At 67.5% G+C, this 23,699-nt stretch carries 23 protein-coding genes, 1 tRNA gene and 1 other RNA gene; 13 read left to right on the top strand and 12 right to left on the bottom strand.

All coding sequences use genetic code 11. The annotated features are described in order from the left end of the window. The first annotated feature begins 66 nt into the window (after positions 1-66). Positions 67-1,980 carry a 2-isopropylmalate synthase gene (gene leuA, locus BST12_RS24085; protein ID WP_083115757.1) on the top strand — a complete coding sequence of 638 codons (1,914 nt, stop codon included), beginning with the start codon at positions 67-69 and terminating at the stop codon, positions 1,978-1,980. A 60-nt stretch (positions 1,981-2,040) separates the two neighbouring features. Here the strand turns inward: leuA and BST12_RS24080 are convergent, their stop codons facing one another. Both BST12_RS24080 and BST12_RS24075 read right to left on the bottom strand, forming a co-directional pair. After that, positions 2,041-2,637: a TetR/AcrR family transcriptional regulator gene (locus tag BST12_RS24080; protein WP_083115756.1), complete on the bottom strand. Its 597-nt coding sequence runs from the start codon at positions 2,635-2,637 to the stop codon at positions 2,041-2,043. A gap of 30 nt (positions 2,638-2,667) precedes the next feature. Beyond that, a complete protein-coding gene (locus BST12_RS24075; protein WP_083115755.1) occupies positions 2,668-3,657 on the bottom strand; it encodes a DEDDh family exonuclease in 990 nt (329 codons plus the stop codon). A 71-nt stretch (positions 3,658-3,728) separates the two neighbouring features. On the opposite strand from BST12_RS24075, the gene BST12_RS24070 reads away from it, so the two are divergent. Both BST12_RS24070 and BST12_RS24065 read left to right on the top strand, forming a co-directional pair. Then, positions 3,729-4,958, top strand: a complete 1,230-nt coding sequence (locus BST12_RS24070; RefSeq protein ID WP_083115754.1) for a Mur ligase family protein — start codon at positions 3,729-3,731, stop codon at positions 4,956-4,958. Then, positions 4,951-5,658 carry a type 1 glutamine amidotransferase gene (locus tag BST12_RS24065; RefSeq protein WP_083115753.1) on the top strand — a complete coding sequence of 236 codons (708 nt, stop codon included), beginning with the start codon at positions 4,951-4,953 and terminating at the stop codon, positions 5,656-5,658. Before BST12_RS24070 ends, BST12_RS24065 begins: the two co-directional genes overlap by 8 nt. On the opposite strand, the gene BST12_RS24060 is transcribed toward BST12_RS24065, so the two are convergent. The 3 genes from BST12_RS24060 to BST12_RS24050 all read right to left on the bottom strand — a co-directional run bounded on the left by BST12_RS24060 (position 5,626) and on the right by BST12_RS24050 (position 7,587). Beyond that, positions 5,626-6,477: an endonuclease domain-containing protein gene (locus BST12_RS24060; protein ID WP_083115752.1), complete on the bottom strand. Its 852-nt coding sequence runs from the start codon at positions 6,475-6,477 to the stop codon at positions 5,626-5,628. The genes BST12_RS24065 and BST12_RS24060 overlap by 33 nt on opposite strands. A gap of 97 nt (positions 6,478-6,574) precedes the next feature. Beyond that, positions 6,575-7,186 (bottom strand): recombination mediator RecR, encoded by a 612-nt coding sequence (gene recR, locus BST12_RS24055; protein ID WP_083115751.1) that lies wholly within the window; start codon positions 7,184-7,186, stop codon positions 6,575-6,577. A gap of 11 nt (positions 7,187-7,197) precedes the next feature. Further along, positions 7,198-7,587, bottom strand: a complete 390-nt coding sequence (locus BST12_RS24050; RefSeq protein ID WP_083115750.1) for a YbaB/EbfC family nucleoid-associated protein — start codon at positions 7,585-7,587, stop codon at positions 7,198-7,200. A 98-nt stretch (positions 7,588-7,685) separates the two neighbouring features. On the opposite strand from BST12_RS24050, the gene BST12_RS24045 reads away from it, so the two are divergent. Then, positions 7,686-8,441, top strand: coding sequence for an Rv3717 family N-acetylmuramoyl-L-alanine amidase (locus BST12_RS24045; protein ID WP_083115749.1), 756 nt, complete (start codon positions 7,686-7,688; stop codon positions 8,439-8,441). Positions 8,442-8,502: 61 nt separating this feature from the next. Here the strand turns inward: BST12_RS24045 and BST12_RS24040 are convergent, their stop codons facing one another. Continuing rightward, positions 8,503-8,940, bottom strand: a complete 438-nt coding sequence (locus tag BST12_RS24040; protein WP_083115748.1) for an SRPBCC family protein — start codon at positions 8,938-8,940, stop codon at positions 8,503-8,505. Positions 8,941-9,014: 74 nt separating this feature from the next. On the opposite strand from BST12_RS24040, the gene BST12_RS24035 reads away from it, so the two are divergent. Together BST12_RS24035 and BST12_RS24030 are read left to right on the top strand one after the other, a co-directional pair. Then, complete coding sequence (locus tag BST12_RS24035) at positions 9,015-10,394, top strand: FAD-binding oxidoreductase (protein ID WP_083115747.1); 1,380 nt, start codon at positions 9,015-9,017, stop codon at positions 10,392-10,394. Continuing rightward, the gene (locus tag BST12_RS24030; RefSeq protein WP_211281351.1) at positions 10,391-11,695 is read left to right on the top strand and encodes a class I SAM-dependent methyltransferase; all 1,305 of its coding nucleotides are present in this window, start codon (positions 10,391-10,393) and stop codon (positions 11,693-11,695) included. Before BST12_RS24035 ends, BST12_RS24030 begins: the two co-directional genes overlap by 4 nt. Positions 11,696-11,700: 5 nt before the next feature. On the opposite strand, the gene BST12_RS24025 is transcribed toward BST12_RS24030, so the two are convergent. From BST12_RS24025 to ffs, 3 genes are all read right to left on the bottom strand, one after another. Then, positions 11,701-13,467 (bottom strand): DNA polymerase III subunits gamma/tau, encoded by a 1,767-nt coding sequence (locus BST12_RS24025; RefSeq protein WP_083115746.1) that lies wholly within the window; start codon positions 13,465-13,467, stop codon positions 11,701-11,703. 108 nt (positions 13,468-13,575) lie between these two features. After that, entirely contained in the window at positions 13,576-14,865 is a 1,290-nt protein-coding gene (locus tag BST12_RS24020; protein ID WP_170062190.1) for an aspartate aminotransferase type Ic, read from the bottom strand. Positions 14,866-14,917: 52 nt separating this feature from the next. Further along, positions 14,918-15,014: signal recognition particle sRNA small type (gene ffs / locus BST12_RS24015), an RNA gene on the bottom strand. A gap of 58 nt (positions 15,015-15,072) precedes the next feature. Between ffs and BST12_RS24010 the strand changes: the two genes are divergently transcribed. Continuing rightward, positions 15,073-15,158 (top strand) — tRNA-Ser (locus tag BST12_RS24010). A gap of 94 nt (positions 15,159-15,252) precedes the next feature. After that, on the top strand, positions 15,253-16,101 hold the full coding sequence (gene lucA, locus BST12_RS24005) for a lipid uptake coordinator LucA (RefSeq protein WP_083115745.1): 849 nt from the start codon (positions 15,253-15,255) through the stop codon (positions 16,099-16,101). 1 nt (position 16,102) lies between these two features. Here the strand turns inward: lucA and BST12_RS24000 are convergent, their stop codons facing one another. Then, entirely contained in the window at positions 16,103-16,816 is a 714-nt protein-coding gene (locus BST12_RS24000) for an enoyl-CoA hydratase/isomerase family protein (protein ID WP_245850537.1), read from the bottom strand. Between the two features lie 131 nt (positions 16,817-16,947). Between BST12_RS24000 and BST12_RS23995 the strand changes: the two genes are divergently transcribed. From BST12_RS23995 to BST12_RS23985, 3 genes are all read left to right on the top strand, one after another. Then, complete coding sequence (locus BST12_RS23995; RefSeq protein ID WP_170062188.1) at positions 16,948-17,421, top strand: lipoprotein LpqH; 474 nt, start codon at positions 16,948-16,950, stop codon at positions 17,419-17,421. 86 nt (positions 17,422-17,507) lie between these two features. Beyond that, entirely contained in the window at positions 17,508-19,220 is a 1,713-nt protein-coding gene (locus tag BST12_RS23990; RefSeq protein WP_083115744.1) for a hypothetical protein, read from the top strand. Continuing rightward, positions 19,217-20,569 (top strand): CHAT domain-containing protein, encoded by a 1,353-nt coding sequence (locus tag BST12_RS23985; RefSeq protein ID WP_083115743.1) that lies wholly within the window; start codon positions 19,217-19,219, stop codon positions 20,567-20,569. Before BST12_RS23990 ends, BST12_RS23985 begins: the two co-directional genes overlap by 4 nt. 13 nt (positions 20,570-20,582) lie before the next feature. On the opposite strand, the gene BST12_RS33660 is transcribed toward BST12_RS23985, so the two are convergent. Continuing rightward, complete coding sequence (locus tag BST12_RS33660; RefSeq protein WP_083115763.1) at positions 20,583-20,960, bottom strand: hypothetical protein; 378 nt, start codon at positions 20,958-20,960, stop codon at positions 20,583-20,585. A gap of 45 nt (positions 20,961-21,005) precedes the next feature. Between BST12_RS33660 and BST12_RS23975 the strand changes: the two genes are divergently transcribed. Together BST12_RS23975 and BST12_RS23970 are read left to right on the top strand one after the other, a co-directional pair. Further along, positions 21,006-22,319 (top strand): hypothetical protein, encoded by a 1,314-nt coding sequence (locus BST12_RS23975; RefSeq protein ID WP_083115742.1) that lies wholly within the window; start codon positions 21,006-21,008, stop codon positions 22,317-22,319. Beyond that, on the top strand, positions 22,316-23,446 hold the full coding sequence (locus BST12_RS23970; protein ID WP_083115741.1) for a hypothetical protein: 1,131 nt from the start codon (positions 22,316-22,318) through the stop codon (positions 23,444-23,446). Before BST12_RS23975 ends, BST12_RS23970 begins: the two co-directional genes overlap by 4 nt. Before the next feature lie 2 nt (positions 23,447-23,448). Here BST12_RS23970 and BST12_RS32955 read toward each other — a convergent pair. Further along, on the bottom strand, positions 23,449-23,699 hold a 251-nt coding region (locus BST12_RS32955; protein WP_211281350.1), incomplete at its 5' end, for a hypothetical protein.

The raw sequence follows: 23,699 nt of genomic DNA, 5'->3' as shown, positions 1-23,699 counted from the left end.
CCCGTCGCGGGTCGTTCGCGATGCGCCGGTCTGAGGTTCCTTCACCCACTCCCTGGAGCACCAACCGTGACTACTTCCGATTCACCCGACGCCTACGTCTCAGCGCGCGCGATCGTCAAACCCGCCGGCCCGCCCGGGCCCGGCCAACCGGTGTGGAATCCCCAGCGCGGCACGTCGATGCCCGTCAACCGGTACCGCCCGTTCGCCGACGAGGTCGAACCCATCCGAGTCGCCGACCGCACCTGGCCCGACCGGGTGATCAAGCGCGCCCCACTGTGGTGCGCGGTGGACCTGCGCGACGGCAACCAGGCACTGATCGACCCGATGAGCCCGGCCCGTAAGCGCCGCATGTTCGACCTGCTGGTCCGGATGGGTTACAAGGAGATCGAGGTCGGCTTCCCGTCGGCCAGCCAAACCGATTTCGACTTCGTCCGCGACATCATCGAGCAAGGCGCGATTCCCGACGACGTCACCATCCAGGTGCTGACCCAGTGCCGTCCCGAGCTGATCGAGCGCACTTTCGAGGCGTGCGAAGGCGCGACGCAGGTGATCGTGCACTTCTACAACTCGACGTCGATTCTGCAGCGCCGGGTGGTCTTCCGCGCCGACCGTGCCGCGGTGCAGGCCATCGCGGTCGACGGCGCCCGCAAGTGTGTCGAAGAGGCCGCCAAGTACCCCGGCACGGTGTGGCGCTTCGAGTACTCGCCGGAGTCCTACACCGGAACCGAACTCGACTACGCCCGTGACGTGTGCAACGCCGTGGGCGAGGTTATCCAGCCCACACCCGAAAACCCGATCATCTTCAACCTGCCCGCCACCGTGGAAATGGCGACGCCCAACGTCTACGCCGACTCGATCGAGTGGATGAGCCGGAACCTGGCGCGTCGCGACTCCGTCATCCTGAGCCTGCATCCGCACAACGACCGCGGAACTGCCGTCGCGGCAGCCGAATTGGGCTATCAGGCGGGTGCCGACCGGATCGAGGGCTGCCTGTTCGGCAACGGCGAACGCACCGGCAATGTCTGCCTGGTGACGCTGGGGCTGAACCTGTTCTCTCGCGGGGTGGACCCGCAGATCGACTTCTCCAACATCGACGAGATCCGGCGCACGGTGGAGTACTGCAACCAGCTGCCGGTCCACGAGCGTCACCCCTACGGCGGGGATCTGGTGTACACCGCGTTCTCCGGCAGCCACCAGGACGCCATCAATAAGGGCCTTGACCAGATGAAGGTGGACGCAGATGCCGCCGACGTCGACGTCGACGACATGTTGTGGCAGGTGCCGTATCTGCCGATCGACCCGCGCGATGTCGGGCGCACCTACGAGGCCGTGATCCGGGTCAATTCCCAGTCCGGTAAGGGCGGGGTGGCCTACATCATGAAGGCCGACCATGGCCTGGTCCTGCCGCGACGGCTACAGATCGAGTTCTCCCAGGTGATCCAGAAGATCACCGAGGGTGAAGGTGGTGAGGTCTCCCCGAAGGAGATGTGGGACGCGTTCTCCGAGGAGTACCTCGCGCCGGTGCTGCCGCTGGAGCGGATAAGGCAGCGCGTCGATGCCTCCGAGGATGACACCGGGACGACGACCATCACCGCGACCGTCAAGGTCAATGGGGTGGAGACGGAGATCAGTGGTGTGGGGAACGGCCCGCTGGCCGCGTTCGTCCATGCGCTCGGTGATGTGGGGTTCGACGTGGCCGTGCTGGACTACTCCGAGCACGCGATGAGTTCGGGCGACGACGCCCAGGCCGCCGCTTACGTGGAGGCATCGGTCTCGATCGCGAGCGCGGCGAAGCCGGGCGAAGCGGGTCGAGGCCCATCAGGCCCGGTCTCGATCGCGAGCGCGGCGAAGCCGGGCGAAGCGGGTCGAGGCCCGGTGCACGGCAAGACGGTGTGGGGCGTGGGGATTGCGCCGTCGATTACCACCGCATCGCTGCGGGCCGTGGTGTCGGCGATCAATCGGGCCAGCAAGCTCACATAGAACGTCGGCCCCGCGACATATAACGTACGCACACGACACGCCGGGACGGCTCGCTCTGGGTTATATCTCGTCGCTGCGAGGCCCGCGCGTCGGCGCCGACCCGAAGAACATGCTCAACAGCCGGTCGATCAATTCGGCCGGATCACCGCCCCCGGGCATCGTCAGCGAGCTGAATGCATAGCCGTTGAGCAGTCGGCTCAGCTCGTCCATTTGTTCAGGCGTTGGAGTGAACCCTGCCGCTTCGATGATGAGCGTCGCGGATTTCACCGCGGCGGCCTGCAGATCCTTCAGTAGCGGCTGCAGCCTGGGCCGGCGCGTACCCTCCATGAACAGCTCGAAACGAGCCAATGTGTAACGACGAAACTCGTCGTCCGGCTCGGAGAGCATCCGCGTCATCAGCGCTTTGACGCCGTCGCGAGTAAGCGATCCGATTGCAGCCCGCAAGGCCTCGACGCGTTGCCAATGCAGATCGACAGTGCGCGATGCCGTGGCTTCCAGCAGAGCCTGGCGCGTCCGGAAGTAATTCGACGTGGTGCCCGAGGGCAAACCGGCCCGGTCGTCGACCTGGCGATGCGTCAGACCCCCGACGCCCTCGTCGGCGAGTATGCCGATTGCAGTGTCGAGGATCTGAACGCGACGTTCGGGATTTGCGGGCACTTCAGTATTTGTAGCGCAGCCGCCAGAAGATCAGAAAAGCGCGAACTGCTCGTCGACCATGGTCGCGTCGGCGAACTGCTCCATGCTCCGGCCGCCGACCACCGAACAAACGGAGTCCATGAACTGCGCGTCGGAAACCACCGGCACTCCCAGCTGCCGGGCGTGGTATCCCTTGCCCTGTTCGGGGGCGGCGTCGTTGCAGACCACCAGCGACGTGTCGCGATCCACCGCGTCGGTGTAGGCCAAACCGGCGTGCAAGATCCGCTCCACGAGCTCGTCATGGGTGCGCCGCACCTCGGCCGCCAGTGCGACTCGCATGCCCTGGACCAGTGGCCTGCCCATGACGTAGGGGCCCGGGTTGAGATACGGGCACGGCATCCGGGAAGCCAGCGCCTTGAGCGGTCGCAACTCGTCGTGGGTCACCCGCCCGTTGGGCCAGCGACGCCGGGTCACCGGATGTACCGGCAGCCAGACGTCACGTTCGCGGGCTCGGCCCAGGGCGGCCGCCAGGATGCCGGTCAACACGCGCGCGTCGTCGAACGCGTCGTGCGGCCGCTCCTGGGCCACGCCCCAATGGGCGGCCAGCGTTTCCAGCCGCAGATTGTCGATACCGAGGTCGAGCCGCCGGGCCAGCTCGACGGTGCACATCACCGTCTCGACCGGAAGTTCGGTTGCGGCAAGCTCGGCCTCTGCGGCCAGGAAGGAATAGTCGAAGGCGACGTTGTGCGCCACCAGCGTCCGGCCGCGTAGCACGTCGACGACGTCGCCGATGATGTCGCCGAACTGTGGCTGGTCTTCCAGCATGGCGGTAGTCAGGCCGTGCACGTGGGTCGGGCCCGGGTCGACGCCGGGGTTGAGCAGGCTGACCACGGATTGCTCTATTCGCCCGGCAGCGTCCAGGCCGAGCACAGCGAGACTGATAATCCGGGCCTGCCCCGGGCGAAAGCCCGAGGTCTCGACGTCGATGACGGCCCAACCCTCGTCCGGGTGACTGGCGGGCCGTCCCCAACTGTGGCTCACACGATGAGGATGGCATGTCCAACCGACATCGCTGGTTCGCCGCGCATCCGTGTCGCCCTTAAACTGCCCGGGTGGTTACCGCCCGTGCACGCTTAGCCCTCGCCGCCGGAGCGAGCGCGCGCTGGGCATCGCGGGTGACCGGCCGCGGCGCCGGCGCGATGATCGGCGGACTCGTCGCAATGACCCTGGACCGCTCCGTACTGCGGCAGCTCGGGGTGGGCAGACGCACGGTCATCGTCACCGGCACCAATGGCAAGTCGACGACCACCCGGATGACCGCGGCGGCGCTGGGCACCTTAGGGCCGGTAGCCACCAACGCCGAGGGCGCCAATATGGACGCCGGCCTGGTTGCCGCGCTGGCCGCGGACCGCAAGGCGACACTGGCGGCCCTGGAAGTCGACGAGATGCACGTGCCGCACGTGTCCGACGCCGTCCAACCCAGCGTCATCGTCCTGCTCAACCTGTCCCGTGACCAGCTCGACCGCGTCGGCGAGATCAACGTCATCGAACGCACGCTGCGCGCCGGGCTGGCCCGGCATCCCACCGCGGTCGTCGTCGCCAACTGCGACGACGTGCTGATGACTTCGGCGGCCTACGACAGCCCGAACGTGGTCTGGGTAGCCGCCGGCGGCTCCTGGTCGAACGACTCGGTCAGCTGCCCGCGCAGCGGCGAGGTGATTGTCCGCGAGCAGGGCCATTGGTACTCCACCGGCGCCGACTTCAAGCGACCCAGCCCGCACTGGTGGTTCGATGACGACACCCTTTACGGACCCGACGGGCTGGCCCTGCCGATGCGCCTGGCGCTGCCCGGCGAGGTGAATCGCGGCAATGCCGCACAGGCCGTCGCCGCTGCGGTCGCGCTGGGAGCCGATCCGGCACCAGCGGTGGTGGCCGTCGCCCAGGTCGACGAGGTCGCCGGGCGCTATCGGACCGTGCGTCTCGGCCCACACGAGGCACGGATCCTGCTGGCCAAGAACCCGGCCGGCTGGCAGGAAGCGCTGTCCATGGTCGACAAACACGCGGCCGGAGTGGTCATCTCGGTCAACGGGCAGGTGCCCGACGGCGAAGACCTGTCCTGGCTGTGGGATGTCCGCTTCGAGCACTTCGAGCAGACGGCAGTAGTGGCAGCCGGTGAACGCGGCACCGACCTGGCGGTGCGCCTGGGTTATGCCGGCGTCGAGCACACTTTGGTGCACGACACCGTCGCCGCGATCGCGTCCTGCCCGCCGGGGCGGGTGGAAGTCGTCGCCAACTACACCGCGTTCCTGCAGTTGCAACGGGCATTGGCACGCCATGGCTGAATCGACTGTGCGGATCGGGCTGGTATTGCCCGACGTGATGGGCACCTACGGGGACGGCGGCAACGCAGTCGTGCTGCGACAGCGGCTCCTACTCCGTGGCATCGCCGCCGAGATCGTCGAGATCACGCTGGCAGATCCGGTGCCGGACTCCTTGGACCTCTACACGCTGGGCGGTGCCGAAGACTACGCACAGCGATTGGCGACCCGGCACCTGCTGCAGTACCCGGGCCTGCAGCGCGCCGCCGAACGCGGGGCACCCGTGCTGGCGATCTGTGCGGCCATCCAGGTGCTCGGACACTGGTATGAGACGTCGTCGGGCGAGCGGGTCGAGGGTGTCGGCCTGCTGGATGTGACCACCTCCCCGCAAGCTGCCCGCACCATCGGCGAGGTGGTGAGCAAGCCGGTACTGGCCGGCCTGACACAGCGGCTCACCGGTTTCGAGAACCACCGCGGCGGAACGGTTTTGGGGCCGGCGGCCTCTCCGTTGGCCGCGGTGCTCAACGGCGCGGGCAACCGGGCCGGTGACGGTTTCGACGGCGCGGTGCAGGGCAGCGTGGTCGCGACCTACATGCACGGGCCATGTCTGGCCCGCAACCCTGAGCTCGCCGACCTACTGCTGAGCAAGGTGGTGGGTGCGCTGCCGCCGCTGCAGCTACCCGAGGTGGACCTATTGCGCCAGGAGAGGCTCACGGCGCGCTAGCGCCTCACGCACACGCCGCAGCACATCCTCTGGGCGGTCTTCGGCGATCACCCGAACGACGATCCAGCCCAACTCGGCGAGCTTGCGTTGACGCCACTGATCCTGCGCGTATTGGCGGCGGTCGCTGCGATGGTGGTCCCCGTCGTATTCGACGGCCACCTTGTACTCCTCCCAGCCCATGTCGAGTACGGCTACCGCGCGCCAGTTGGCGTTCACCGGGATCTGCGTCTGCAGAGCCGGCAATCCGGCGTCCAGTAGCAGCAGGCGCAGCCAGGTTTCCTTTGGCGATGCCGCGCCGCCGTCGACCAGCGGCAATACCGCACGTAGCCGTCTGCTACCGCGCGCGCCCACGTGGCGCTTGGCCAACAGCAAGACGTCTTCGATGCAGAACGGCGTCGCCCACATCAGGGCGTCCAGGCGCGCCAACGCCTCCCCGCGCGGGCGATGCCGGCCCAGGTCATATGCCGTGCGCACCGCGGTGGTGACCGGCAGACCGGCGACACGGGTGATCTCGTCGGCGCCCAGGGTTTCGGCACGCGCGATGAGTCCCCGCGGCGGCCTGGTGTTCGACCAGATCAACTCGATCGGGACGTCGTCACCGACCCACCGGGCGCCATGCAGCGCAGAGGCGGCGACACCGGCGATCACACCGCGCCGCCCGGACCGCAACCACGCTCCCTCGATCCTGTCGCGCAGCGATGGCTCATACCCGTTGCGGACGAAGACGTCACGAAAGATCGCGCGGTGCCATCGACGCAGCTCGTGTTCGGTGAGCCGGCCCGCCGCCAGCGCTTCACTGCCAAGGAACACCTCGCGCACAGCGCAATGCTGACAGCGGTTACCGACACATTCGCGAGCCTGTAGTTAGCGCGCAGAAGTGCGAGTAGGCCGCGCGTTAACTACAGGCTCGCGAAGGTCACACCATGGCGCGGCGGCCGGTCAAAGCACGGCCCAGCGTCAGCTCGTCGGCGAACTCCAAATCGCCGCCCATCGGCAGCCCGGACGCGATGCGCGTCACGGTCAGCCCGGGAATGTCGCGCAGCATCCGCACCAGGTAGGTAGCCGTCGCCTCGCCCTCGGTGTTGGGGTCGGTGGCGATGATCACCTCGGTGATGTCGACGTCGTCCACCCGCTCGCCGATGCGGCTCAACAGCTCGCGGATGCGCAGCTGGTCGGGCCCAATGCCGGACAGCGGATCCAGGGCCCCACCCAGAACGTGGTAGCGACCCCGGAATTCGCGCGTGCGCTCGACGGCCTGGACATCCTTCGGCTCCTCGACCACACACACCACAGATGAATCGCGACGGCTATCGGCGCAGATTCTGCACCGCTCTTCGTCGGAGACGTTCCCGCACACCGCACAGAACCGCACGCCGTCGCGGACCTTGCCCAAGGCGGCCGTCAGCCGGTCAATGTCCGGCGGCTCGACCGAGAGCAGGTGGAAAGCGATCCGCTGCGCGCTCTTGGGCCCGATGCCCGGCAGCTTGCCGAGCTCATCGATCAGGTCCTGGACGGGTCCCTCAAACATGAGAGTGCAAATCAGACCCCAGGGACGCCAGGCCCCGGCGGCATAGGCGGCTGAGGCTGCCCCGGCGCTCCCGGCGCCGCGCCCGGCGGAGCCTGCGGGCGCATGCCACCGGCCAGGGCCCCCAGCCGCTCCTGCGCCATCCGGGTGACCTGCTGGGACGCGTCGCGCATGGCGCCGACGATGAGGTCCTGCAGGGTCTCGATGTCACTCGGGTCGACGACCTTGGGGTCGATCGTCACTCCGATCACCTCGCCGCTGCCCTTGACCTGAACCTTGACCAGGCCGCCACCGGCTTGGCCGTGTACCTCGGAGTTAGCCAGCTGCTGCTGAGCTTCCAGTAGCTTTTGCTGCATCTGCTGCGCCTGCGCGAGCAGTTGCGACATATCGCCTCCGGGTTGCATGACAGTCCCCTCGCATCTTGGTCTCGAGTTGGTTTCGCCTGCGGTTGTCGGGCGATTCGAAACACTCAGCGTAGACCGCGCCGCGCTACCTTGGCGCCGTGGACCTCCGAGTTAGCCTGCGTGTCGGGATCGCCGTGATCATCGGGGTGCTCGTTGCTGCGTGGACGCCGCCGATCGCGACGGCCGTTCCGTCCAACATCGCCGGCATGGTCGTATTCATCGACCCCGGCCACAACGGCGCCAACGACTCGTCCATTGGCCGGCAGGTGCCCACCGGCCGCGGCGGCACCAAAGACTGCCAGGCCAGCGGAACCTCGACCAACAGCGGATATTCCGAACACACCTTCACCTGGGACACCGCGCTGCGGCTGCGCGCCGCACTCAACGCGCTTGGTGTTCGCACCGCCCTGTCTCGCGGCAACGACAACGCCCTGGGGCCGTGCGTCGACGAGCGCGCCAACATGGCCAACGCCCTGCACCCCAACGCCGTCATCAGCCTGCACGGCGACGGCGGCCCCGCGTCCGGCCGCGGATTCCACGTCAACTACTCGTCTCCGCCGCTCAACGCGGCCCAGGCCGGACCGTCGGTGCAGTTCGCCCGGGTCATGCGCGACCAATTGAAGGCGTCGGGCATTCCAGCGGCCAACTACATCGGCCAGGACGGCCTGTACGGGCGCTCGGATCTGGCCGGGCTGAACCTGGCGCAGTACCCGTCGATCCTCGTTGAATTGGGCAACATGAAGAACCCCGCGGACTCGGCGCTGATGGAGTCTGCCGAAGGCAGGCAGAAGTACGCCGAGGCCTTGGTTCGCGGGGTTGCCGGCTTCCTGGCCACCCAGGGCCAGGCGCGCTAGCTGAATTGCCCGCCTCCTCCTCGGGCCGCTACACGGCCCGCATCGTCGCCGCGCGCTAGCGCTAGCCTTCCAGCTCGTTCTTGAGGTTGGCCAGCACCTCACCCTGGATCTTCTTCAGCCCCAGCGGAGCAAAGGTCTTTTCGAAAAAGCCCTTCACACCCCCGGCGCCGTTCCACGTCGTCTTCACAGTGACGCTGGATCCGGGTCCCGCGGGAGCCACCGTCCAATTGGTGACCATCGAAGAATTCGCATCCTTCTCGATTACGGTGTGCCCGGCCACGTCCACATTCACCTGCACATTGCGGACCCGCGACTCGGTCGCCTGCAGCCGCCACTTGGCGACCGTCCCCTGCCCCTTGCCGCCCTCGAGCACCTGGTACTCGCTGTAGTGCGACGAAAGAATTTTGGGGCGGACGGTCTCGTAATCGGCCACCGCGTCGAGTACGGCCGCGGGCTCAGCGCTGATCAAGATCGTGCTGGCTGCGCTCACCTGTCCCATCAGGCGCAACTCCTCCGTTGTAGTGACGTGCTATTCGCGCTCTGCACGGTCGGTTGTCGAGGACTAGGGTATATGTGGTGCCTGTCCCTGGATCTGCGCTGTCTACTCACCTGGCCGGCGTCGAGCGGTTGCTGGCAAGTTATCGATCCATCCCCGCGACTTCATCCGTCCGGCTCGCCAAGCCCACGTCGAATCTGTTCCGCACCCGCGCCAAAAGCGATGCGCGCGGCCTGGATACATCCGGACTGACCAGCGTCATCAGCATTGATGCCGACGCCCGTACGGCCGACGTGGCGGGCATGTGCACCTACGAAGACCTGGTGGCAGCGACGCTGCGTTATGGCCTGTCACCTTTAGTAGTTCCGCAGTTGAAGACCATCACGCTCGGCGGCGCGATCACCGGGCTGGGCATCGAGTCGGCATCGTTTCGCAACGGCTTGCCGCACGAATCGGTGCTGGAGATGGACATCCTCACCGGGGCGGGCGAACTGCTCACCGTCTCCCCCGATCAGCACCCCGACCTGTTCCGGGCCTTCCCCAATTCCTATGGGACACTGGGATATTCGACTCGGATAAGGATCGAGCTCGAGCCGGTGTCACCGTTTGTGGCCTTGCGGCACATCCGATTTCATTCGCTGACCGAGATGATCGCGGCAATGGAACGGATCATCGACACAGGCGGGCTGGACGGCGTAGCCGTCGACTATCTCGACGGAGTGGTCTTCAGCGCCGACGAAAGCTACCTCTGCGTGGGAAAGCGGACCACCACCCCCGGTCCGGTCAGCGACTACACCGGTCAAGGCATTTACTACCGGTCGATCCAGCATGACGCCGGGATCAAGGAAGACCGGCTGACCATCAGCGATTACTTCTGGCGCTGGGACACCGATTGGTTCTGGTGCTCACGCGCGTTCGGTGCGCAAAACCCAAGGCTGCGCCGCTGGTGGCCACGGCGCTACCGGCGCAGCAGCGTCTACTGGAAGTTGGTGGCGCTGGACCAGCGCTTCGGCATTGCGGACCGGATCGAGAAGCGGAAGGGCCGTCCGGCACGCGAGCGGGTGGTGCAAGACGTCGAGGTGCCGATCGAACGCACGCGCGACTTCCTCGAATGGTTTCTGGAAAACGTACCCATCGAGCCAATTTGGTTGTGCCCGTTGCGATTACGCGACCATCAACGCTGGCCGCTGTATCCGATCCGGCCGGATCGCAACTACGTCAACGTCGGGTTCTGGTCGTCGGTTCCCGTCGGCGCCACCGAGGGCGCCACGAACCGGGCGATCGAAGAAAAAGTGAGCATGCTCGACGGCCACAAGTCGCTGTACTCCGACTCTTTCTATACCCGCGAGGAGTTTGACGAGCTCTACGGCGGGGAGTCCTACAACACCGTTAAGAAGACCTACGACCCCGACTCGCGTCTTCTCGATCTCTACGCAAAGGCGGTACAGCGACGATGACAACGACCAGCCAACCCAGCACCACCGGCAAACTGACGATGGCCGAGATTCTGGAAATCTTCACCGCGTCCAGTCAACAGCCACTGAAGTTCACCGCCTACGACGGCAGTACCGCCGGAAACGAAGATGCGGTACTGGGCCTGGATCTGAAGTCACCGCGCGGCGCCACATACCTGGCCACGGCCCCCGGCGAACTCGGCATCGCTCGCGCATATGTGTCGGGCGACCTGCAGACGCACGGCGTACACCCTGGCGACCCCTATGACCTGCTGATATCCCTCACTGATCGGGTCGAGTTCAAGCGGCCGTCGGCGCGGGTGCTGGCCAATGTGGTGCGCTCGATCGGCGTGGAGAACCTGTTGCCGATCGCACCGCCGCCGCAGGAGACGCCGCCCCGCTGGCGCCGCATCGTGGACGGCCTGATGCACAGCAAGACCCGCGACGCCGAGGCCATCCACCACCACTACGACGTGTCCAACACGTTCTACGAGTGGGTGCTCGGGCCGTCGATGACCTACACCTGCGCCGTCTACCCCAGCCAGGACGCGACATTGGAAGAGGCCCAGGAGAACAAGTACCGGCTGATTTTCGAGAAGCTGCGGCTGCAACCGGGCGACCGGCTGCTCGACGTCGGGTGCGGGTGGGGTGGCATGGTGCGCTACGCCGCGCGGCACGGGGTCCGGGCCATCGGGGCCACGCTGTCGGCCGAGCAGGCCAAGTGGGCGCAGAAGGCCATCGAGGACGACGGGCTGGAGGAACTGGCCGAGGTCCGGCATTCCGACTACCGCGACGTGGCCGAGACCGGCTTCGACGCGGTTTCCTCGATCGGGCTCACCGAGCACATCGGCGTCAAGAACTACCCCGCCTACTTCGGGTTCCTGAAGTCGAAGTTGCGTACCGGTGGCCTGCTGCTCAACCACTGCATCACCCGGCACGACAACAAGTCGACCTCCTTCGCCGGCGGGTTCACCGACCGCTATGTCTTCCCAGACGGGGAGCTCACCGGCTCGGGACGCATCATCACCGAGATCCAGGAAGTCGGCTTGGAGGTGGTGCACGAGGAGAACTTCCGCCACCACTACGCGATGACGCTGCGCGACTGGTGCCGCAACCTGGTCGACCATTGGGAAGATGCGGTCATGGAAGTCGGTCTGCCCGTCGCCAAGGTGTGGGGTCTGTACATGGCGGCATCGCGGGTGGCCTTCGAACGCAACAACATTCAGCTGCATCACGTACTGGCTGCCAACGTCGATACCTGGGGTGACGACGAACTGCCGCTGCGGCCTTGGTGGACGGCCTAACCGGTCTAGCCGTCGATACGGCGGGCGCCCAGTTCGCTCTGCAGTAGCTCGAGCGCAACCTCTTCGGGGTCGCGGCGCGGCGCCGACGGGTCGGTACGCCCCGCTTCGGCCAGCATGCTTTCCTCTTCGTCGCGCTGCGCGGAAACCACCTCGGGGGCAGGTTCTTCCACCTTGGCGACCGGCGCACTCGGCGCGGGCTCGGCTGGCCCGGTATCGCAGCGCACCCGCCAGTTGACGCCCAGTGCGTCTTTGAGCGCCTCGGCGATCACGTCGGCATTGCGCTGTTCGGACAGCCGCCTGGCCAGTGGCGCCGAATCATGGCTCAGCACCAGCGTGTTGCCCTCCAGCGCGCGCACGGTCGCACCCGCCAGCATCACCTCGGTGGTGCGGCTGCGCTGGCGCACTTTGTCGCGCACGGTCGGCCACATGGTGCGCACTGCGGCCGCGTTGAGCTCGCCGGGCGCCGCCTCGGGGACTGGCTCGGGCGCCGGCGGCGGCGGCGACGGCTCCGGCGCGGGCTGGGGTTTCGGCTCGGTCTTGACTTCCGGGGCGGGCCTGCGGCGCTGCGGAGGCGGCGACGGGGCGGCGACCGGTGCGGCCTGCTCGGCGGGCACCGACATGGCCAGCCGCGTCTCGATCCTTTCCACTCGCTGCAACAGCGCGGACTCCGCGTCGCTGGCCGACGGCAGCAGCAACCGCGCGCAAACGACCTCGAGCAGCAGCCGCGGCGCCGTCGCCCCCCGCATCTCGCCCAGCCCGGCCTGCACCACCTCGGCGTATCGGGTCAGCGTCGCCGGTCCGAGCCGCGCCGCCTGATCGCGCATCCGGTCCAGTACGTCCTCCGGCGCGTCCACCACACCACGGGACACCGCATCGGGCACCGCCTGCAAGACGATCAAATCGCGGAACCGCTCCAGCAGATCGGTGGCGAAGCGGCGGGGGTCATGGCCGGCGTCGATCACCGATTCGACCGCTCCGAACAACGCCGCCGCATCGCCGGCACCCAGCGCGTCGACCGCGTCGTCGATCAGCGCGACGTCGGTGGCTCCCAGCAGCCCCAGCGCCCGCGGATAGGTCACGTGGGCACCCTCGGCCCCGGCCACCAGCTGGTCCAGCACCGACAACGTGTCACGGGGTGAACCGCCGCCGGCCCGAATCACCAGCGGGTACACCGCGTCGTCGACGACGACGCCCTCCTGTTCGCAGATCCGTCCGATCAGCGCACGCATGGTGCGCGGCGGCAGCAGCCGAAACGGATAGTGGTGGGTACGCGACCGAATCGTCGGCAGCACCTTTTCGGGTTCGGTGGTGGCGAAAATGAAGATGAGGTGCTCGGGTGGCTCCTCCACGATCTTGAGCAGCGCATTGAAACCCGCCGTGGTGACCATGTGCGCCTCGTCGACGATGAACACCCGGTACCGCGACTGGGCCGGCGCGTAGAACGCGCGGTCACGCAGCTCACGAGTGTCGTCGACACCGCCGTGGCTGGCGGCGTCGAGCTCGACCACGTCGATGCTGCCGGGCGCATTGGGCGCCAGCGCCTGGCAGGAATCGCAGGTGCCGCACGGCGTGGCCGTCGGGCCCTGCGCGCAGTTCAGCGATCGCGCGAGGATGCGCGCCGACGACGTCTTTCCGCAGCCGCGCGGCCCGGAGAACAGGTACGCATGGTTGATCCGGCCGCCTTCCAACGCGATGGACAGCGGCTCGGTGACGTGCTCCTGCCCCACCACCTCGGCGAAGGTTGCCGGTCGATACTTGCGGTACAGAGCCACGTCAGCAGGCTACCGACGCTGGGTGACTTAAACCGGGGGCGGGCATCGGGTGTGTGCTCATGGCGTCGATGGTGAACGTAGGGCGGAGTTTCGGCTCGGTTTCAACCCTCAGCGCACGCTCGATGCGAGGTTGAGCAACGACTCGGTCGCCGCCAGCAGCGCACATGTCGCCAGCCCGTCGACCGCATCGCGCAGATCCGGTAACGACGGGAACGTCGGCGCGATCCGGATGTTCTTGTCATCCGGATCCTTGCGGTACGGGAACGACGCGCCCGCCTCGGTGACGGCGATGCCCGCATCCTTGGCGAGTGCGACGGTCCGGCGCGCCGTGCCGGGCAACACGTCGAGGCTGACGAAGTAGCCGCCCTTGGGGTCGGTCCAGGACGCGATCTTGGAGTCCGTCAGCCGCTTGTCCAGAATCTCGAGCGTCAGCGCGAACTTCGGCGCCAATATCTGCTGGTGGCGCAGCATGTGCAGGCGTACCCCGTCGGCGTCGCCGAAGAAACGCAGATGCCGCAGCTGGTTGACCTTGTCCGGGCCGATCGTCTTCTTCCCGGCGTACTGCAGATACCACGCGATGTTGCCCAGCGATCCGCCCAGGAAGCTGACGCCGGCACCGGCGAAGGTGATCTTCGACGTCGACGCGAAGACGTAGGGCCGGTTGGGGTTTCCGGCCTTGGCGGCCAGCCCGAGTACATCCACCTGGCGGACGAAATCCAGTGTCAGCGTGTGTACCGCATACGCGTTGTCCCAGAAAAGCCGGAAGTCAGAAGCCGCGGTCCGCATCTGGACGAGCCGGCGAACCGTCTCCCAGGAGTACGTCACGCCGGTGGGGTTACCGAACACCGGAACCGCCCACATGCCCTTGATGGCCGGGTCGGCGGCCACCAGCTCTTCGATCAGATCGACGTCGGGCCCGTCGCCGAGCATTGGGACGGGGATCATCTCGATGCCCATCGTCTCGGTGATGGCGAAGTGCCGGTCGTAGCCGGGGACGGGACACAGGAACTTGACGGCGGGCTCCTGCCGCCACGGCCGCGCCGAGTCCACGCCGCCGTACAGCATCGAGAAGGCGACCAGGTCGTGCATCAGCTCGAGGCTGGAGTTGTTTCCCGCGATCAGGTTCTGCACCGGGATGCCGAGCAGCTCCCCGAAGATGGCGCGCAGCCCGGGCAGGCCGTGCAGGCCGCCGTAGTTGCGGGTGTCGGTCCGTTCCGGATCGCGGAAGTCCTCGCCCGGCAGACTCAACAGCTGGTTGGACAGATCCAACTGCTCGGCGGCGGGTTTGCCGCGGGTCAGATCCAGGGCCAGCTTCTTGGCCTGTAGCTCCGCATAATCCTGTTGATGACGGGCATGCAGAGCGGTCAGCTCATCAGGGCTGAGGGAATCGAACGACACCACGCGGCCTTTCGGTGCTAGGCATAAGTACTGGCTCTGCCGTCGTCCCCCGATTGAGGGGACCCCGCGCACCCGACAGAGCCCATTGACCCTTGCTGCCTTCCGGCCCTGGGGGAGTTCACAGGATAAACGCCGCGCGGGGTCCATCGCGAGTGTAATACGGCGGCCACAGGACACGTTGCAGGGCTCAGCGGCTACCATGGCGGCGGAGGATTCGCCTAGTGGCCTATGGCGCTCGCCTGGAACGCGGGTTGGGTTAACAGCCCTCGCGGGTTCAAATCCCGCATCCTCCGCAGACGGTTCACCCCTCGTGTCGAGGTGCGTGCAACCACGTTGTGGGTTCTGGTGGCCTTAGGCTGGCTTGATCTCACCAGCAAGAGGAGGGGTATGGGGCGCAAGGTCGCCATGCTGTGGCACGCGTCGTTTTCCATTGGCGCTGGCGTCCTGTTCTTCTATTTTGTGTTGCCACGCTGGCCGGAGCTGGTGGGCGACACGTCGCACACCCTGGGGACGACCCTTCGGATTGTCACGGGCGCGCTGATCGGCCTGACCGCGCTGCCGGTGGTGTTCACCCTGTTGCGTACCCGCAAGCCAGAGCTCGGCGTGCCACAGCTGGCGCTGACGATAAGAATCTGGTCGATCGTCGGCCATGTGCTGGCCGGGGTGCTCATCGTGGGCACCGCGATCAGTGAGATCTGGCTCAACCTGGATACGGCCGGCCGGTGGCTGTTCGCCGTTTACGGCGCTGCCGCCGCGATCGCGGTGCTGGCTATGTTCGCGTTCTACCTGTCGTTTGTCGCAGAACTGCCGCCGCCGCCACCCAAACCGATCAAGCCGAAGGAACCCAAAAAGCGGCGGGTGCGCGGGAAGAAGCGCAAGGGCGCCGTCTCAGACGAAGACGAAGACGAAGACGAAGAAGCCGAAGAAGCCGAAGAAGCCGAAGAAGCCGAAGACATCGAAGATGCCGCTGAAGTAGAGGTCGCCGACGAGGCTGCAGAAGAAGCCCCGGGAGAAGCGGAAGAAACCGAAGAAGCCGAGACGGTAGCGCAGGCCGACGAAGAGCCGTCGCCGGAGCCGAAGCCGGAGCCGGAGCCCGGGCCCGAACCCGAGCCCAAAGAAACCAAAGAAGCAAAGGCCGCTCCAGAACCCCGGCCCGCCTTACGAAACCGTCGCCCGACCGGCAAGACCTCGCATCGGCGCCGGCGGACCCGCGGCGGCGTCGCCGTCGAGGAGTGACTCAGCGGCGCCGCAACCGCTCCAGGTAATCAGCGATCAGCCGCCGCGTCTGCTCGGCGCCCCACATCTGACGCACCTGCGCGTCGATCTCGCCGGACTCCCGGATCCGCGTCGCGGTAGGCCCACGTAGCTGGGCCTTGGTGTGGCGGTATGCGTCGGCCGGGATCTCGCCCAGGTCGGAGGCCGCCGCGACGGCCGCCTCGATCAGGCCCTCGGCGACGACGGCGTGCGCCAGACCCCTGGCGACCGCGTCGTCGCCGCGATAGTTGCGGCCGCCGAGCAGTACTTCTTCGGCGTGAGCTGCGCATGCGTAGCGCATCACCTCGAGGGCGGCGACGGGAAACGGCACCCCGACCCGCACCTCCGACGCCCCGATCTGTGCGTCGGGGCTGATCAGGCGGCGGTCGCAGGCGCACGCCAGCACACACCCGCCTGCGATCGCGGCGCCGTTTATTGCGGCCGCCGTCGGGCCCGGATAGTTGAACACCACGTCAAACGCATCCGAAAGCGCCGGAACCAGCCCGTCGGTATAGGCGGACCCGCCCTCGAGCACCCGGTTCAGGTCGACTCCGGCGCAGAACACCCGTCCGGCGCCGGTGATCACCAGCGGGCCACCGCCCGACCAGGCTTGCTGACGGACGGCGTCGGTCAACTCCCCCAGCAGCTCGACATCGAGCGCATTCACCCGCCCCGCGGAAAGGGTCAACACAGTCACCGATTGCACGGTCTGAATTTCGATCACGGGTCATAGTTTGCCCGCCGTTATTGGGATCGGTAGCGATCCGGCGCACTTGTACTTGCTGCATGACGACGCCAATGGGGCGGCGCATAACGGAAGGAACTCCAGTGAAACGTGTTATCGCGGCTGCGATCGGAACCGTTGGCTGCGCAGCGGCGCTGGTCGGCTGCGCCAGCGGCGGCCACACAGCCAGCCCGGCAGCCAGCGTCGCCACCGGCGGTGGCGGCACGCAGGTCCAGGTTGGCGGCACTGACCTGCCCGGCCTGAACCCCGCGTCGGTTACCTGCGTCAAGCAGGGCGGAAAAATCAACATCGGCAGCGGGTCCACCGGCGGCCAGCAACAGGCGCTGGCGGTGGTGATGACCGACGCGAATCCCCCAACGGTCCAATCGCTGGCCCTCGTTGTCGACGGCAACGCCCTCTCGGTGGCCGACAACATGGGCTCGAAGGTCGGCTCGGCCAAGGTGGCGGTGGACGGCAACACGTACACCATCACCGGTCAGGCGCAAGGCGCCGATCTGAAGAACCCGATGGCCGGAATGATCACCAAGGACTTCAACATCAAGGTGACGTGCGGTTGATCGAGGGGTATTCCGGGCGGCGGGCATGCGCGGCATGTCCGCCGCTTCGGGCTAAACCAGCCGGCCGGCCGACTTATGATGCAGCCGTGTCGATTCCCGGCGAATTGGAACGTGCCCGGACGCTGGCGTATGGCGGCAACGAGGACCAGGCGCGGGATCTACTGCTGTCCCTGATACCGCAGATCGAACAGGCCGATCGAGACGACTTCCTGCTCGAAGTGTTTGCCCAGCTGGGCGAGATCTACCTCGCTCGCGGAGCCAATGACGGCGCCCAGGAATGCATCCAGCGCATCCGCGACTGTGTGGCCATCTACTCGGGAATTCTGGCGGGCACCGAGCCAGAGGCGGCCGGCCAGGTCACCATGTCGGAGTCCGAAATCACCCACTTGGTCTGCCGATATTCGCGCCGCGCTCAGTTTCTGCACGCCGGACTGACCGCCACCCACGGCGATCACGAAGGCGCCGCGACGGCACTGGCGGCGCTGGCCGCGCCCGACGACGGGCGATTCCCCGACCTGGCCGGCGAGCGCGCACAGCTGATCACCCACGCCCAGATCCTGTGCGCGAACGCGCTTTGCGACGACGACTTACACGTGCGCTCACTTCCCTTGTGGGAGAAGGTGCTCGAAGCCATCGAGTACCCTGCCTGCACGGACTACCTTCGGGTTATCGGCGCCACCGCGTACGGCAGATTCTGCGTCGAGACGGGGCGACTGTCCGAAGCCGAACCCTGGCTGCGCCGGGCCGGCGCCCGGGCGCAGGCCAACGGATGGGAATTAGCCACCGCTCAAACGCAATTGGAGCGCGCGGCGGCGTGCTGGTCGGCAGCTGACCACGCGGAGACCGAGCGGCTGGCATCGGAGGCTTACCCGGTGATAGCGAAATACGCCAGAGCTCATGATGTTTCACGCTGCTTGCTCTATCTCGGCCTCACCAAATTGGGAAGTGGCGCGCTGGAGGCGGCCGACCAGTGCTGGGAACAGGCCGAAAAGCACTGGCGCGAATTAGGCAAACCGCTGTATCTGCATCGCATTCTGTTGCAGCGCAGCTGGATAGCGATCTTCTGGGGCCGATTCGCCGAAGCGGTCGAGCTGATCGCCCAGGCCCGGGAATTGCTGGATTCCTCGCCGCGCAGTAGCTGGCTGCAGTACGCCCAACTCGACAATCACCTCGGTACCGTTTGGCGTGCAGATGCTTTGGCGGACATGGGCTTCGACGGCTCGGGCGATCCGGACGAAACACTGCAGGAAACCGAAGCGCGCCAAGCGGAGTCGCTCGGCATCCTGCACGGTGAAGTCGGCACGCCGCAGTACTGGCGCGCGATGACCAAGCTCGAACAGGCCGCCGAGCTCAAGGTGCCGGCCGCGCTGGCCGTCGACTCGGTGCGATACTCCATCGCAGATGCCGACGCCCGGGCGCGCTGGGCGGCGCGCGTTTCGGCGCCCATCCTGGCCAGCGCCTTCGCCGTTGCCTGGGAGTGGGAGAACACCCAACTGATCAGCGAGCTGGTCGAATACCACAGCGCGCGGGGGACTTTCAGCGCCGAACCGGAACGCTACAAGCTGGGCGAGTGGGCGTCGACCGCCACACCGGTGCTCGTCGATGCCGAAGACGCGCTGGCCGCCGCCGGGCCGCCGAGCCGGGGCGGCGGCGGTTCGCTGACCCGGCTCGGCCCGTTGCCGCCGTTGCAGATGCAGCCGGATGCCCCGCCGATTATGAGCCACTATCGCGCACTGGCGTTGCAGCGCTACGGCCGCGACGTCACCGCCGCCGAACCGGCCTGGTCGACCTGGCCATGAGCCGTCCCACCCTGGTGCTGCGATACGCCGACGTCGGCATCGCCACGTACGCCAGTCTGCGCATTGTCGGCCAGCCGGAAAAGACGGTCAATTGGGTGGTGGAGGAGCCAATTCTGTTGGCGGCCATCCAAGAACTGACCGATGCCCTGCCCGAACCACACGGCACCGAAACCAGACGAGACGCCATCGAGCGCGCTTTGGCCACCGGTCCGTTCGCGGCACCGGACACCGAGCTGACGCTCGACTACATCCTCGGTGTGCTGCTGATCGGGCAAGCCGGCTGGGACCTGCTGGCCGAATGCGTGGCGTCGCCGCGGCCGGTGCTGTTCGTCTCCCCCAGCGCCCGGCTGGCGCGTGTCCCGTGGGGACTGCTCGCGGTGCCGAAATCCGGGCCCAGCAAGGAAGAGCTGGTGCGGGCCCGCCAGGAAGCCATCACCGCCAGCGGCCGGGTCGCCGCCCGAATCCCTTGGCAGCTGGCCGATATCAACGAGCACACCGACGGCCACCGGCTGATGGAGTTGGTCGACGTGCTGATGGCGGTGCCACAGAACATCGTGCACGCGCCGCGAGCGGCCGTCGCGTGGGACGGCAGGCAAGACGCTCCGGCCGTGCTGGTTCTGGATCCTCGGGTACCCGGCCAGCGCCCGGATTCCCCGCTCGGTTCGGTGCTCGGCAGGCCGTCGGACCAGACGCCGCTGGCGCGCCACTTCGCCGCTGCGATGCAGCGCCAAGCCGTGCTACCGGGGGTCGAGAATGCGGTCGAGTTGTTCCGCCGCCAGGACGCCGACCGCCGCTGGCTGGCCGAGCAGCTGGCTCGGCACCCGAGCCGGCTGGTGTATGTCGGTCACGCGAGTTCGGCCGACGGCGATCTAGCCCAGGCCGATCGGGCCGCGCTACACCTGGCTTGTACCGCGCAAATTCCCGGCGACGCCGACCCCATCGGCGACCACCGTCCGCTCACGGCGTCGGATCTGATGTCCCTGCCGTTGCCGATGCCGCCGCGGGTAGCCCTGCTGGCCTGCGCATCCGGTGGCGACTACCAATTCGACGAGGCCACCGGCCTGGTGGCGGCCATGATCTTAGGCGGCGCACAGCTGGTGACCGCCACCCTGTGGTCGTTGCCCACCACGGCGGCGTATCGGCAGTTCGCCTCGGACGGAACCGATCTGACCGATCCCATGGCCGAAGTGGTCGTCGCCGTCGACGAAGCGCACCAGGCAGTCGAGGCCGGTTGCGCGCTGAATCGCTGGCAACGCGAACAAATGCGCCGCTGGCGGGACGGAGTCCGTACCGCCAGCCCGCTGTATTGGGGCGCCCTGGTCACCTTCGCCGTCGACGGGGCACGGTAATCCACGGTGGTCCTCACGTCAGGATCAAGTTCTTGGCGCGGACGGCCAGTACGTCGTCGGGCAGCGAAAGCTGTTCCCGGGCAGTGGGATCGAACGCGACCAGCACCACCAAGCCGGGCCGCAGCATCGAGACGTCCGGATCGCCGTCATCGTGCACCAGCTTGCCGATGAAGGTGTCGCCCTGCACACTGGCCACCTCGATCCAGATCTCGCGCTCGCCGGCTGCCCGGTCGGCGTCGACCACGGTGCCCACGCCCACGGTCGGGCCGTCGTCGGCGCCGTTGCGCCGGACCGCCCAGTTCAGTGCGATCCACAGCCGGTGAAACATTGCCAGCAGCTTCGAGTTGTTCATGCGACCAGCTTCGACGGGCCGGCCGGCTACCGAACCCAACTTTTCGGCTGTCACTATTTTCGCCGTTGCACCTATCCTGTGCACATGAACGCGGGCCCGCAGGTAGCCGTCGCGGTGGGGCATGCCCGCCGGGCGGTCATCGACCAGGCGTGGCGCGCAATCGGTCCCGGCGTCGAGGTGCTCAGCAGCGACGACGGCGGCCCGCTGAGCCGGACCGTCAAACGCATCATCGATCCGCTGGTGCTGCGGTTGCGGTCCAATCCCCAGTATTCGAACCCCGTCGTGCCCGCCGAGACCGCCGCGGCGATGCATGACCTCATCGTCGCCAGCGGTCCCCAATTACGGTCCGCGGCAGCGTGGTTCGAGGTTCTCAAGCTCGAGCGCCGCAGGCAGCGGATCCGCAGTGGCAACGCACAGGAGCTGTACTTCCCGGTCTGCTTCGAGCTCGCGGTGACGAAAGGCGCACCCACGCCGCAAGATCGCGACACACCGGCGGCGGTCCTCCTGGATATCCACCAGGGCCGCGACCGCACCGCGATCGAGGTGCTCAACGAATACGTCGCAGATCCCGGGGTCGTCGCCGGCCTCACCGATCAGCTTGACCGCAGCTGGCGCGACGTACGGGCGGGCGACACGGCCATCGAACCGTTCTTGGCCGAGCTGACCACCGTGCTCGGCCCGGCCACCAGCCACAGTGCCGCGACCGCTCGTCAGCGCGTCTGGTCGGCCGCAATCGCCGATGCCACGCCCTATAACCTGGGCGCTCTCGCACGTGTCGAAACGGCCGAGCTGCCCTGGTCGATCGTCAAGCTTGGCCTGAGTTCGGTTGAACCACAACAGAAACCGAAGATCAGCGGCGGTTCCGACAGTGACCGCCCATTGGACCGCAGCGTGGTGGACCGGGTACGGGCCACCCTGCGGCGCGCTTTGGACCGCGACGCGCTGCCCGACATCCCGCTGTTGTGCGCCGAGGAGGTCGACCGGGCCAGCGCACCTTGGGGGTTACTGGCCGAAGACAAGCAAGCCACGCTGGTGGCCGGCATCGAGGTCGCAGTCGAGCTGGCGCCCTTGGACCGCTCGGTGGACAGCCGCTACGCCCTGGCCGCACAGATCCAGGCGCGGCTGCGCAAGGAGGCCTATGTCCTGCACGCTCGGCGTTACCTCGCCGAGGGTGGCCCGATCCACCCGCGGCAACGCCAAGTGGTCGACGACCTCGCCGCCTACGCGCAGCCCTATCTCAGCCGGCTGTGGGCCCGGCTGCACGGGCGCGACGTCTGGCAGGAGCCCTGTGACGACGTCGACGACGTACGTTCGCTGCTCGAGGGCGTGGCCCGGTCGGTGAGCCTGGACCATCGGCAACGGATCAAGTCCATGCTGGAATTGCAGGTGGCGGGATGAGATTGGTCACCGAGTCCGGCCTGTGGAGCACCGGCGGCGCAATCGCAGTATCGCCGCTGACCGCGGTACTGGAAGTCAGCGGCGCGGTGTTGTCGTGGACGATCGACGATCCGACCGAGGCCACCGAGATCGCCTTCACCGATATCGCCCGGGCCGATTGGCTGTGGCGAGTGGTCGGCGAGGCCGGGCACGTCGCCCTGGTGCCGGCGGTGCAGGCCGCCGCAGGGGAACCCGACGGCATCGACCTCACCGGAGTCGAGCTGGTGCCCGGATCCATCGCCCCGTTGCGCAGGCTGGCGGTGGGCCATTGGCTGCGGCGCTGGTGGCCGGCCAGTCAGCGCGACGGTATCGCCGCGCTCGACCACGCGCTGCTCGATGTCGAGGTCGCGTTGCTGACGGTGGCCGCGCAGGGCTTCTTCACCGACGACACCCTGGACTCGGACGTGGCCGCGCTGCTCGCGCCGCACGCCGTCGCCCTCACCACGCACGCGCGCGCCGACGATCCCCGTATCCGGCAGCTGGTGCACGCCGGTGCCGAGTTGGCCGACGAGATCGGTGTCGACGGCGACGGATGGACCGAACTTACTGCGGCACTTGATAATTCGAGCGCGCTGGACACGCTGGCCACGGGGCGCCAGGACAACTACTCACTGGCCGCCGGGGTCGACCGGAGTCCGCGCGGTTCGGCCGCGATCGCCCGCGGGGTCGCCTCGATCAACTGGGGTGCGGTTCCGCCCGGGATCTTCGATGCCGCCGAGGACACCGTTGCCTGGAGCGTCGAGACGGCGGGACCGGCCGTGTTCGCCGTGGTGCGCGCGGACGTGATCGGGCCGCAGCCGGCGACCGGCGTGACGGTACAGGTCCGCTCGGGTGAGGTCGGCGGTGCCGGCACCCTGGAAGCCGATGGCCGCGCCACCGTGCCGATGGTCGACGCGCAACAGCGGCCGATCACCGAATCGGCGGCCTGGAACCACGATTGGCCGGCCACCTCGGTGGTCATCGGAGCCGACCTGTCCGAATCCCGGCAAACCCGCGACCGGGTCCGCAGTTGGGTGCGCACGCGGTTGGAACACCCGCCCGAGGACGCATATCTCGCCGAGATCCTGGCGGCCGAATCCGCCTACTAGCGTCAGGGTGCAAGCCCGACAAAGCCCGGAGGCATCGCAGGCTCAGGCGAAGGCTCCCCCGGCCCGCTACCGCCGGGGCCACCGGTGCCACCTCCGGAGCCGCCGGAGCCCCCGGGGCCACCTCCGGAGCCGCCGGGGCCAATTCCTCCGCCACCACCGGACGCGTCTCCGGGCTGGGGCGCAACTTCGGGAGGCGGCGGCTGTTGCGGTGGCGGCGGGGCTTGTTGCGGTGGCGGCGGCGGGGGTAGTTCCG

It is taken from the genome of Mycobacterium angelicum (assembly GCF_002086155.1).
Taxonomy (GTDB): domain Bacteria; phylum Actinomycetota; class Actinomycetes; order Mycobacteriales; family Mycobacteriaceae; genus Mycobacterium; species Mycobacterium angelicum.
The sequence above is the reverse complement of the archived record's forward strand: the minus strand, read 5'-3'. Positions and strand labels throughout refer to the sequence as shown.